The sequence below is a fragment of the Arthrobacter sp. TWP1-1 genome (assembly GCF_049897845.1).
GTDB lineage: Bacteria > Actinomycetota > Actinomycetes > Actinomycetales > Micrococcaceae > Specibacter.
In genome coordinates this window covers 334137-345719 of sequence record NZ_JAFCXC010000001.1, presented here as the reverse complement: position 1 = coordinate 345719, position 11583 = coordinate 334137, and the positions used below count along the sequence as shown (strand labels likewise).

At 59.1% G+C, this 11583-nt stretch carries 9 protein-coding genes; 1 reads left to right on the top strand and 8 read right to left on the bottom strand.

Annotated features, from left to right (window positions below):
* Positions 1-3: 3 nt before the first annotated feature.
* The 8 genes from ACP7B9_RS01675 to ACP7B9_RS01640 all read right to left on the bottom strand — a co-directional run bounded on the left by ACP7B9_RS01675 (position 4) and on the right by ACP7B9_RS01640 (position 9952).
* Positions 4-546, bottom strand: a complete 543-nt coding sequence (locus ACP7B9_RS01675; protein WP_425860151.1) for a PadR family transcriptional regulator — start codon at positions 544-546, stop codon at positions 4-6.
* An 864-nt stretch (positions 547-1410) separates the two neighbouring features.
* On the bottom strand, positions 1411-2967 hold the full coding sequence (locus ACP7B9_RS01670; protein WP_425860149.1) for a glycoside hydrolase family 32 protein: 1557 nt from the start codon (positions 2965-2967) through the stop codon (positions 1411-1413).
* The gene (locus tag ACP7B9_RS01665; RefSeq protein WP_425860147.1) at positions 2964-4049 is read right to left on the bottom strand and encodes an ATP-binding cassette domain-containing protein; all 1086 of its coding nucleotides are present in this window, start codon (positions 4047-4049) and stop codon (positions 2964-2966) included. Before ACP7B9_RS01665 ends, ACP7B9_RS01670 begins: the two co-directional genes overlap by 4 nt.
* Positions 4046-5005: an ABC transporter ATP-binding protein gene (locus ACP7B9_RS01660; RefSeq protein WP_425860145.1), complete on the bottom strand. Its 960-nt coding sequence runs from the start codon at positions 5003-5005 to the stop codon at positions 4046-4048. The genes ACP7B9_RS01665 and ACP7B9_RS01660 overlap by 4 nt, the downstream gene beginning before the upstream one ends.
* Complete coding sequence (locus ACP7B9_RS01655; RefSeq protein ID WP_425860144.1) at positions 5002-5958, bottom strand: ABC transporter permease; 957 nt, start codon at positions 5956-5958, stop codon at positions 5002-5004. The genes ACP7B9_RS01660 and ACP7B9_RS01655 overlap by 4 nt, the downstream gene beginning before the upstream one ends.
* A gap of 8 nt (positions 5959-5966) precedes the next feature.
* The gene (locus ACP7B9_RS01650; protein ID WP_425860143.1) at positions 5967-6944 is read right to left on the bottom strand and encodes an ABC transporter permease; all 978 of its coding nucleotides are present in this window, start codon (positions 6942-6944) and stop codon (positions 5967-5969) included.
* A gap of 178 nt (positions 6945-7122) precedes the next feature.
* Entirely contained in the window at positions 7123-8799 is a 1677-nt protein-coding gene (locus tag ACP7B9_RS01645; protein ID WP_425860141.1) for an ABC transporter substrate-binding protein, read from the bottom strand.
* A gap of 82 nt (positions 8800-8881) precedes the next feature.
* The gene (locus ACP7B9_RS01640; protein WP_425860139.1) at positions 8882-9952 is read right to left on the bottom strand and encodes a LacI family DNA-binding transcriptional regulator; all 1071 of its coding nucleotides are present in this window, start codon (positions 9950-9952) and stop codon (positions 8882-8884) included.
* Positions 9953-10129: 177 nt separating this feature from the next.
* Between ACP7B9_RS01640 and ACP7B9_RS01635 the strand changes: the two genes are divergently transcribed.
* The gene (locus tag ACP7B9_RS01635) at positions 10130-10981 is read left to right on the top strand and encodes an NAD-dependent epimerase/dehydratase family protein (protein WP_425860137.1); all 852 of its coding nucleotides are present in this window, start codon (positions 10130-10132) and stop codon (positions 10979-10981) included.
* The last annotated feature ends 602 nt before the right edge of the window (positions 10982-11583 follow it).

The following is an 11583-nucleotide window of genomic DNA, read 5'->3' as shown; positions in this document are numbered from 1 at the left end:
CTGTCAGTCCTGGGCGAGGATCGAGTACAGGCGCCGACGAGCATCATTCAGGACCTCAACAGCTTCCTGCACCTGCTTGGCAGATCCGGTACGGCCCACCTGCGCTGCGGCCTGCGCCAGTTCCATACCGGCCTTGGGCAAGGCCGCAAACCCTCCACCCGACGTCGGAACAGCAGATTCCCAAAGTGCGGATCCGTCGTCACCAGCCACGGCCTCGCGGCCCGCTTCGGTCAGTGAGTAGATCTTGCGGCCGTTGGACTCCTCGGCACTGATCAAGCCTTCATCGGCCAGCAATTGGAGAGTTGGATAAACGGAGCCGGCACTGGGCTTCCAGCTGCCGCCGCTGCGCTCCTCGATTTCGTGGATAATCTGGTAGCCGTGCATCGGCCGCTCGGCCAAAAGTGCCAGAACAGCCGAGCGCACCTCACCACGGCCGGCACGGGTGCCCGAGCGCTTTTCAAACTTCGAACGCAACTCCTCGACGGCCTGCCACACGCCGTCGATGTTGTTGCCCATAAATCCCCCTGCAGGGAATGAATTATGCATCATGTTCTCCTAAATACATCGTGAACGATACTGAACGATAGTTAACGATATACCCGTGCCGACACGGAAACAAGAGTTTGCGCGGAGTTAGAGTACGGTTCTCGAGCGTCGGTCTATTGCGTCACCTTAAGTTCGTGAATCGCTGCCCCGGTGCACGGCAGAGCGCAAGGCCGATGTTTGCCCGGAGATGCGGCCGGGCCCCACACCAGCTCGCAAGAGAGGTCATAGGCCGTTGCCCGAACGTCAAGGTCAGGGGTGCCCACTACCGCTATGTCGCCCACTCGGTGCTAGTACGTCACGTGGTTGCGGACGCATAAAAAACTAGATTTTGTCCTTGTAGGGTGACCATAAACCACCGCGCACGATCAGCAGCCCAGATGACCTTGGGATTGTCGAAGTCATTAGCTCCCAGAATGGGAACCGCTGGTGCCAGGCCGCCGGATTGGAAGGTGTTTCCGCAATCGGTGGAGTCCCGAAGGTATTGTGCTTGTTTCCCGGCGAGCGCCTAGGTCACCAAAGCTACGATCGCCCCGGCACCTAATCCTGCCGTGGTGCTCTCATCCGCTACTAGCGATCCTGACCAGCAGTCACCGTGGCATTGCTGAACTTCGGGAATCGCGACGCCGGCATCAATGAAAGTGACATGGTCGGTGGTGGTTGCAGGGCGCTGGGGGTCGTTTTTCCAATTGTCAGGAATGCTGAAGTTGTAGCCAGGACGCCTTGACCCGATTCCTGCGGAGAGCGCCCGGGGCTTTTGGGTAGATGCCGCGTTGGCTGGGGCGGCGAAGGCGGTGGACAGTCCGATGATCTGATGAGGGCGCGGCTTCAGCGAAACCGCGCCCTCATCAGAGGTAACGCCCCGGTCTAAGGAAAGAGCGTCCGGGATTCTTGCTGTGAATCAGCCATGTCCCATGCGTCAAAGCGCACCAATTCGGCTGTACCTTCGGCGGTGAGCGTGATGGATTCGCCGCCCAAGGTGGGATAGATGCGGCCGGTCAGGGCAACGCCGTTGGCGAAAATTTCCACCGCAGACCTGTCCACAATGACGCGCAGGTGAACTCGTCCCTCCGGCATGGAAACCGGTCCGAATTTGTCCTCCACATCAACCTCGGAATCGAGGCTGCTGCGGGTACGGTCCAGACGCAAGGTTCCTGCAGCCAATCCATCCGTGCTGCATCCGAGCTCGATAATGGTTTCTTCTCGAGGGCGCCCGGAGTCATTCAGCTCGGCAGAGGCGAGAATTCCGAGCTTGAGCACGGCACCGGCCTGGAGTTGAAGATCCAGTTCCAGATCGAGTTGGTTACCGGAGAACTTGCTGTCCAGAGGAAACGAAGCGTCAGTTAAACCCTGAGCGACGACACTGCGGTGATCCCGGCGCAATTGCTCAATTTCCGGAACCGGGGCGAAGAACAGCGAACCGTCCTTCGCTACAGTCGCTGTCCGGGGCAAGCTCATCACTCCGGACCAGCCGGCTTCCACCATTGCCTCATCGCTGCGGCCTTCTTGCATCCAGCCAAACATCACCCGGCGCCCGGACTCGTCCTGGAACGATTGGGGCGCGTAGAAGAAGCGTCCGCCGTAGTCCAAACGGTGCAGCGCTGCTGGCTCAAAACTGTCCCCGGCGTAGCGGCCTGTCCAATAGAGCGAGTGGCGAGTGTCGCCGTCGTCCCATGCTGAGAAAACCAACACGTCCGGTGAGCCGTCCTCTGCAGCAGTACCCAAGGATCCACCTCCGGCGCGGAACAAGTCCACACACTCCCACATGGTCCCGGTCCAGTCTGTGTCAGCAGGGTCACCTTGCGAGGCATCGCCAATGAACAAGGGTCCAATGTAGTCCCAAGAACGCAAGTCATCAGACTCGTAAAGGAACGCCGTTCCGCCCCGTTCGCGAATACCGGACCCAACCAGCTGGCGCCATTTGGTACCCTCACGCCACACGCAATGATCACGGTATGCAGTGACCTCGACGCCGGCGGGAGGCCCGGCAATAACCGGGTTTTCGGGAATTTTGGTCCAGTTCAATAGGTCCGAGGTACCTACAGCGACACAGGGCAGTTCGCGTTCGCCGAGGCGTCCCGAGTACACCAAGGTGGGTGTCCCGCCGTCGTTCACTAGAACACCTGACCAGCAGCCCTCGGCGTCCGGACCCGCGGACGGTTCCAAAGCTACCGGGACGTCCTTCCACGTCACTAGGTCTGTGCTGGTGGCGTGTCCCCACTGGATCTGGTGGTGGAAAGCACCTTCAGGGTTGTACTGGTAAAAGAGGTGGTAGGTACCATTCCACTGGCTGACGCCATTGGGATCGTTGAGCCAGCCCGCGGGAGAAACAAAGTGAAAGCGCGGTCGAAGCGGGTCAGCCTCCGCCCGTGCAATTAGTTCACCCTGCGGAACGGTAGCGAGCGGGTGGGCAATTGCGGTCATGCTGAAGCCTTCATTTCAGTGTCGTCGGCGGGCAGTGCAGGTTCGCCTGCCAATGCGTGTCCGCCGGCGCCAGCCCACGGACGGTACAGGTGACAGCGCACCCAGTGACGGTTCCCCGGGTCACCCACCTGGTGGCGGACGGGCTCTTCGGAAGAGCAAGCCTGGTTCGGGTCGCCTTCGAAAGCACACGAGGTAGAGGCCATCACTGCTTGGCGCAGTTCTGCACGGCGCACAGGATCATAGGAGCCGGCACGGGCCGGATCCGGCACCGCCGAGACCAAAAGCTGGGTGTACGGGTGGGCAGGGTTGGCCAAAAGGTCCAGCGACTCGCCCTGTTCAACAATTTCCCCGGCGAACATCACTGCAATTCGGTCGGCCAAATAACGGGCGGAGGCGAGGTCGTGGGTAATGTAAAGCATCGAGATGCCCTTGTCATCGCGCAGTTTACGCATCAGGTTCAGCACACCGATCCGCACCGAAACATCCAACATGGAGGTGGGTTCGTCAGCCAGAATAACTTCCGGTTCCACCGCGAGCGCTCGGGCAATAGCAACGCGTTGACGCTGCCCGCCGGAGAGCTCGTGTGGGTAAGAGTTGAGCATGTCTGGCTGCAGGCCAACCGTGGTGATGAGTTCTTCGAGGCGTCGCTGGGTTTCCTTCTCAGAGCCACCGGTTTTGCCGTGGATCGTCAAGGAGCGGCGCAAGAAGTGCTCAATTCGATGAGCTGGGTTCAATGAGCCAAAGGGGTCCTGGAACACCATTTGAACCTGAGCGCGGAATGCCCTGGACGCCTGGAATCGATCGCGTTTGAGAACGTCAACACCGTCCAGCAGGATCTCTCCGGTGGTGGGTCGCTCCAAGCGGGCAACACAGCGCGCCAGGGTGCTTTTGCCGGAACCTGACTCGCCTACGAGGGCCACAATCTCGCCACGGTCCAAGGACAAGTCAACGCCGTGCAGAGCACGGACCGATTCCTTGGAGAACAGTCCACCAAGGGGGAACTGCTTACCCAAGCCACGGATTTCAAGTGCCGGGGTGCCATCTGTGAGCCCAGTTGAGGTAGGCACTGTTGAGTGGCTCATTGTGCAGCTCCTTCGAGGGCGGCTGGGGTGATCGCTGGCGAGTCGCCGGAGGGGGCCACAAAATGACCGGGGAATACTTCGGCAAGATCGGGGATATTGCGGAACTTCACACCCTCGGCCAGGCCGGTCAGTGGAACTCGCGGACCGGTCAAGGGAGGGAAAGCGCCCATGAGCGCTCGAGTGTAGGGATGCTGCGGGTTGGCGTGGATTTCAGATGCCTTGGCCGTTTCCACAATCCTGCCCCCGTACATCACACCCATGCGGTGGGAAAGCTCCACCATCAAGGACATATCGTGCGTGATGAACAGGACCGAGAAACCCAGTTCACGCTGCAGTTCTTTGATCTGGGCCATGATTTCCTGCTGCACCACCACGTCAAGTGCCGTGGTAGGTTCATCCAAAATCAGCAGCGACGGTTTGAGCGCAACGGCCATGGCGATGACTGCACGCTGGCGCATGCCGCCCGAAAGTTGGTGCGGATAGGATTTCAGACGTGAGGGGTTGATCCTCACGAGTTCGAGCAGTTGGCCCGCACGTTGCAGGGATTCTTTGCGGGAGTAGCCGGCGTGGGTCGAGTAGATGTCAGTGATCTGCTCACCAATGGTCAGCACCGGGTTGAGCGAGTTCATGGCTGACTGGAAAACCATGGCCACGTCTTGCCAGCGGAAGCGCCGGAGCTCTTCGGTGTTCATGGCAAGGACGTCTTTGCCGCCGAAGCGGATGCTGCCGCCGGCAATCTTCGCCGGGTCCTTGAGTAGCCGCATGATCGAGTTGGCAATGGTCGACTTACCACAACCGGATTCGCCGGCCAGGCCAAAAATTTCGCCGGCGCCGATGCTGAAGGAGACGCGGTCCACGGCGGTGGTGGAGCGGGTGTCGCCGATGTACTTCACGGTGAGATCTTTGACCTCAAGAACTGGCTCATGCGAGCCGAGTGATGTCTGGGAGACTGTCATTTTGTGACGCTCCTTTCGGGTGTGGTTGCCGCGGTTGCGGGTACGACGACGGCAGTGGGCTTGGGTGCCTTGATCTTGCGAAGGCGCGGGTTGGTTACCTCGTCGACCGCGTAATTGATCAGAGACAAGGCGAAGGCCACAAGTGCGATGCACAAACCTGAGGGAACAAATACCCACCAGCTGCCGGTCAAGAGTGCGCCTTCATTGCCGGCCCAGAAGAGGTTGTTCCCCCATGAGACGGTGCTGGTGTCACCCAGGCCCAGGAACTCCAGACCAGCCTGTGCGCCGATGCCGTAGATGACACAGCCCAGCAGGGTGCCCATGACAATCGAGGCCATGTTGGGCAAGATTTCACGGAACATAATCCGCCCGGCGCGTTCACCGGAGACCACTGCTGCTGCAACGAAATCTTTGGAACGGATGGAAAGTGCTTGGGAGCGGAGCACACGAGCAGATCCGGCCCAACCGGTGATGATCAGGACAACAATGACTGTGCCCAGTCCCGGCGGCAAGAATGCTGCAAGGATCACCAGCAGGGGCAGTCCGGGCAGGAGCAGGAATACGTTGGTGATCAGCGAGAGAGACTCGTCAATGAACTTGCCGAAGTATGCCGATGCCAGTCCCACGAGAATACCCACGAAGGTTGAGGCGAAGCCTACCGTCAGACCCACCAGCAGCGAGCTGCGGGAACCGTGCACGGTCAGGGCCAAAACGTCCTGGCCTTTGGCGGTGGTCCCAAGCCAGTGTTCGGGCGAGGGTTCAAGACTTGCCATGTCCGTGATTCGGGAAGGGTCGCCTGGAAACAGGAGCGGTGCCAACAATGCCAGAGCAATGAAGATCAGCAGGATGGTGGCGCCGACCATGGCTTTGGTGTTGGTAAACAAGCCGTGAACCAGGCCCTGTTTTGGTTTTGTTTTGCGGAGCTCCGGAGTGGGCTCAATAAGTGTGGTCATGATGATCCCTAGTTGCTGCGTACGCGCGGGTCGAGTCGGACATAGAGGATGTCCACCAGGAAGTTGGCTATCAGTACAGCGGCGGTGATGGTCAGGAAGAGTCCTTGCATCAGCGGGTAGTCCAGGCCTTGTACTGCGGTGAGGAGTTGGTAGCCAACACCGGGGTAAGCGAAGACCACCTCGGTGAGCATGGCGCCACCGACTACGAAGCCAAGGCTCATGCCGAAGCTTGTGACGGAAGGGAGCATGGCGTTGCGAGCTGCGTAACGGAACATGATGCGTCCCGGGCGAAGGCCCTTGGCCTCGGCCATGGTGATGTAGTCCTCGGAGTTGGTGGCAATCATGGTGTTGCGCATACCGAGCATCCACCCACCGACGGAGACCAAAACTATCGTCAATGCTGGGAGCACAAGGTGGGCTCCGACGTCGGAAAGGAATTCCAACGAGAAGCTCGGTTCCAGGCCGTCGCTGAATGCGTGCCGCAGCGGGGCCCAGCCCAGAATCACACCGAAAAGGTACAGGGCGCCCATGGCGAGCCAGAAGTAGGGAAAGGATCCGATGAAGATCAAGATGGGCGGCAATGCGGAGTCAATAGTCCCGCCGCGTCGCCATGCGGCCAAAATACCGAGAAGGTTACCGAGAACGGCGGCAATCACCAGTGAGGTTCCGCCAAGGAGGAGCGTCCAGCCAATCTGTCCGGCGATGACTTCTGTGACCGGGGTGGGAAAGCGGGAAATGGAAATGCCCATGTTGCCGGTGACGATGTTGTGCAGGTAGTCGATATATTGTTCCCAAATGGGACGGTCGTCCACACCGAGTAACTTGCGGAGTGCGTCGAGCTGTTCCGGCTGCATCTTGCCCTGCGTGCGGGCGAACATGCGTGAGACGGGGTCGCCCGGCATAAAGCGGGGAAGCAAAAAGTTTAGGGTGATTGAGGCCCAGAAGGCGATCAGGTAGAAACCCAGACGGCGCAGGATAAAGCGCACGGATTCCCTCCGTTCGGTAAGTGCGGGTGGCCGGAACCGCGGGAGTTCACGGCCGGAATAGATGGGAGACCATTACGCTGTGGCTCAAGAAGTTTGGTGTTTGAGACGGTAATGGTGCGCGCCCGGTGGCGGCGCGGCTCACGTGCAGTGAGTGGCGCGCCACCGGGCGGCGGTAATGCTACTTGCTGGGTTCCAAGGTGGTGAGAACTAGCACCGTGGTGGGAGAACGGTCGCTCAGAGTCGCGTAGGGGTTCTCTTCTGTGGGCCATCCGCTGAAGTGGATGTCCGTGTAGTTGCCCCATTCAGGACCGGAGAACAACGGCACCAGCGGGGCGGCGGCGTTGTATTCTTCCTGGAGCTTGTTGGCAATGTCCTTTTGCTTGGCTTCGTCACCGGCGGCAACGAATTCGTTCAAAAGCACATCTGCCTTCTCGTCGCCGAAACGGTGGTAGTTGTCGAAGGTTTGGGTGCCAACAGCCTTGACGGTGGCGCTGCCCATGGCGTTGTTGAAGTACTTGAACGGGCTGGGATCGTTGGCACTCCAGACAATACCGGTGTCGAAGGTGCCCTGCTCGTAGCTGGCAACAACCGAGGCCCAGTCAGGGGAGTCAACCTTGGCTGTGACGCCAACTGTCTGGAGGTTCTGGGCGATCACGTTGGCTACTGAGAGCCAATCCGAGGAGGAAGAACCAACGGAGATCTTGAACTCGAACGGCTTCCCGTCCTTCAAGGTGCGCTTGCCGTCAGACCCTTTGGGGTAGCCGGCAGCGTCGAGGGCCTTGTTGGCCTCATCTACGTTCAGCTTGGTCCACGTGCAGTTGTCCTTAACTGCCGGGTTCTTCCACTTGTCATAGTTGCCGGAAAGGCCGGTGCAGTCAGCCGGCTGGGCGTAACCGCTCATACCAATCTTGGTCACCTGGTCGCGGTCAACGGCCATGCTCAAGGCCTTGCGGACCTCGGGGTCGTTGAACGGGGCCTTGGTGGTGTTCAGCTGCCAGTTGATCATGGAACCTGTGGGAGGGAACCAGTAGTGGCGGTGATCCTTATCCTTGGAGATAAAGGTCTTTTCAATGTTCGGGATGTACTGGTTGGACCAGTCCACGTCTCCGCTTACGCTTGCCAAGTTGGCTGCATCGTTGCCTGACATGGCGAGCATCTTGATGCCGGCAATCTTCTGCTTCTCCGGCTGCCAGTAGTTGGGGTTCTTCTTCAGCACGTATGACTGAGCCTGGAAAGAGTCGACCTCGGTGTACGGGCCAGTGCCAACGGGCTTGGCGTTGGGGTCCTTGCCCGGGTCGGCGATTGCTGACCAAATATGCTTGGGCAGGATGGGCAGCTGGCCTACTTCGTAGAGGGCTGGAGACCACGCCTTGTTGAAGGTGAACACAACCTTGTTGGCGCCTTCTGCCTTGGCGGCGACGAGGTATTCGAAACCACCCTTGAGCTTCTTCTGAAGCTCGAAGGTGTAAGCAACGTCGTCAGCAACGAGCGGCTTGCCATCAGACCACTTCACACCGTCACGCAGGGTGAAGGTAATGGATTTGCCATCAGCGGCGGGCTTCCATTCGGTGGCGAGCCACGGAGTGGTGTCTCCCTTGGCCGGGTTGAATACCATCATGGGTTCGTAGATTGCCTGGTTGACCATGGGGTTCACGGCCGGGGCAAAGGGGTTGAAGTTCTTGTCAAAGGTGCTCATGTCTTCGCGAGGAATGGTGAGGAATGCACTCGCGTTCGCTGCGGCGTCCGCGCCGGCGGGTTTGTCGACGGTGGCCACGCAGCCTGTCAGCAACATTGCGCCGACTGCCAGTCCAGCCGCGGCGATGCGGGCAGACGTCAAAAATCTGAGTTGTGCCATGATGGAGTTATCTCTTTCCTATTCTTCATCAGCAAGGTGAAGGGGTGGGTGGGGGTTTAGCTCTTCGAAATTGATTTCGCGGTCAGACCGAAGAGCGTTCTAGCAGCGGACAGTCGACTAGTTGCTGGTCGGCAATAATCGGCTGTCCTGCTGTAAGGATGGCGAGCGTTTGGACGCCGAGGGCGCCCATTTTTTGGAAGGGCAACGCAACCGTTGTGAGCTTGGGCCTGAGATAGGCCGCAATGAGCTCTTGGTTGTCGAAACCGATCACGGCAATGTCCTCCGGGATTCGTAATCCCCGTTCCTTGATCGCGTCGTAAGCGCCCATGGCCATACGGTCATTGAGGCAGAACAGCGCCGTTGGGCGGTCCTTTTCCGGGTAGCGATCAAGAATCTGGCACGCAGCGTCATAGCCGCCGTCGGCAGTGGCATGTCCGGTCACGACAAGTTCCGGGTCCAGTTCCAGGCCAGCTTCAGCAAGGGCTTCGCGGGCGCCTGCCAAGCGGCCAACGGAGGCGGGAATGGTGGGATCTAAGTTGATTACCCCAATGCGCTGGTGACCCGCCTTGAGTAAGCGTTCAATAGCCACTCGGCCGCCTCCGTGTTCATCCGGAACGATCGAGGGGAGTTTGCCATCAACATCAAAGCAGTTGATCAGCACGGTGGGAACTTCATGTGCGCTTTGGGGAACATGGACACCACGGTGGAAAGTTGCAGCGTAGAGCAGACCTTCGACGCGCTGTTCCAGCAGTTTTTCGATTGCTGCATCTTCCATGCCTTTGTTTGGCCCTACGGCATCGGCTTGGTCAGAAGGTGCAATCAGGAGGAAGCGGCGATCCAACCAGGCTTGGTCTTGGGCGCCTTTGATGGTGTCAACGGCGAAGGGGGCCGTCACAATCTCAGTGACAATTCCGTACCAGTCGCTGCGTTGGGAGGCCAGTGCACGGGCGCCGGCGTTGGGGCGGTACCCCAAAGCCTGCACGGCATCTTTGATCCGGGCCCGGGTGTCCTCGGAGATACTGGCGTCTTGACGATTATTTAGAACGAAGGAGACGGCTGTCCTGGAGACGCCAGCATGGTTGGCGACATCTTTCATGGTGACCGCCCGCTGACGCACGGCCGCGGCCTTGCTCAGGTTGGTGGTATTCGCCATTGAAAGCTCCGATGATCTTCGTTGATGCTGGACGTAGTGCCAGCTTTCAGCGCTAGGTGTGTTCCAGTAATACTCATCTAGTAACGCGCGCAACTAGATGATGTGATTTAGATTACGCGCGTTACCTCCGTGCTGTCAAGGGGACGCTTGCAGTGCACTTTCTGACAGGATGACCGTATGGCTATTTTGATTGTGGGATGCGGAGATCTCGGCACCGAAATAGGGCTTCGACTCGTCGCCTCGGGGCAGGACGTCGTTGCCTGGCGCCGCAAAGCCGATGTACTCCCCCAAGAATTTGAGCGTGTATCGGCGGATCTGGCTGACAAGCTCCCAACTATCCCTCAGAGCGTCAGCACCGTTGTCGTGACCGTCGCCCCTGATAGTCACTCCGAAGAGGCCTATCACTTAGCGCATATCGCGGGGCTGACAAATGTGCTGAATACTCTCGAACGGGACCAGATTATGCCGGAAAGAGTGCTTCTGATCTCATCTACAACTGTCTACGGAAACACGACCGGCCATGTCGATGAAACCTCGCCCGCAACACCCAACTCTTTCAGCGGCAAAATTACCCTAGAAGCAGAGGAACTGCTTCACGCTCGATACGCGGAAAATTCCACGAAAAGTATCGTCTTACGCTTGGCTGGAATATACGGTCCGGGCCGGACGCGACTCATCGATCTCGTCAAGAACCGAACAGCCGTCATCCCGAACAGCCCTCGACTGACAAACCGGATTCATCGCGACGACGCCGCAGCCGCGGCAGTTCACCTTCTCACGGTTCCGAACCCTAATGACCTCTATCTCGGCGTAGACGAACATCCTGTAGATCTGGGCGAAGTCTTGCGGTTCCTTGCTCACGAAATGGCCTGCGACGAACCACCGACAGGGCCAGTGCCCATCACCCGCGGCGGCGACAAATACTGTTCAAACAGTCGTCTGAAAGCCAGCGACTTCCAGTTCACGTTCCCGAGCTACATCGAAGGCTACAGGTCACTGCTAAGCGGAATCGGTTCTAGACACCCTTGATCCTCAGGCAAACATCTCGGCATAACCTCGCTACACATAAAACGGCCTGTCGTAAAAAATAGGCGAAGTGTCAGCAGCATTCGAATGGACTGCGCTACGCGCTCGGCGTTGCGCATGGATTCAAATCAATGCGCGTCTCCGGCTCCAAAGCGCTCCACTTCCGTCTCCTTGGACCCAAAGTAGGCAAACAAAAAGCCCCCCGACCCACGGTTTACCGCGGATCAGAGGGCCATTCGTGTGGAGCTATGGAGATTCGAACTCCTGCGAGGGGGCCACAGCACGCTTTGGTCCAAAGCGTGTCGGTTCCATAGGGCCCGCGACGTTGTCCTTAGCGAACACAGGTCAAGTCCGAGTGCTGGAGGAGCTGGAGTCTGCCACGAGTGAGGCTGAATCAGGACGCCGCCTGGAAGTTGGTCGATGGTGATTCACACATTAGTACTCCACGGAGCTAGCTCCCTGGGCACGGGATCCAGCGCCGCAGACAATTATGGTCATCCCAAAATGACGCAAGAGTGGGGCGGGGGGGGGGCACCAACAGTGGGGGCCCCCCCCCCCGGGGGGGGGGGGCGGGGGGCCGCCGGGGGGGGGGGGGTGTAACGTGG

Excerpts from the sequence above, each read along its gene's own strand:
- ACP7B9_RS01645 (WP_425860141.1), bottom strand. The coding sequence starts at position 8,799 with ATGGCACAACTCAGATTTTTGACGTCTGCCCGCATCGCCGCGGCTGGA.
- ACP7B9_RS01665 (WP_425860147.1), bottom strand. The coding sequence starts at position 4,049 with ATGAGCCACTCAACAGTGCCTACCTCAACTGGGCTCACAGATGGCACC.
- ACP7B9_RS01675 (WP_425860151.1), bottom strand. The coding sequence starts at position 546 with ATGCATAATTCATTCCCTGCAGGGGGATTTATGGGCAACAACATCGAC.
- ACP7B9_RS01670 (WP_425860149.1), bottom strand. The coding sequence starts at position 2,967 with ATGACCGCAATTGCCCACCCGCTCGCTACCGTTCCGCAGGGTGAACTA.
- ACP7B9_RS01655 (WP_425860144.1), bottom strand. The coding sequence starts at position 5,958 with ATGACCACACTTATTGAGCCCACTCCGGAGCTCCGCAAAACAAAACCA.
- ACP7B9_RS01640 (WP_425860139.1), bottom strand. The coding sequence starts at position 9,952 with ATGGCGAATACCACCAACCTGAGCAAGGCCGCGGCCGTGCGTCAGCGG.
- ACP7B9_RS01635 (WP_425860137.1), top strand. The coding sequence starts at position 10,130 with ATGGCTATTTTGATTGTGGGATGCGGAGATCTCGGCACCGAAATAGGG.
- ACP7B9_RS01660 (WP_425860145.1), bottom strand. The coding sequence starts at position 5,005 with ATGACAGTCTCCCAGACATCACTCGGCTCGCATGAGCCAGTTCTTGAG.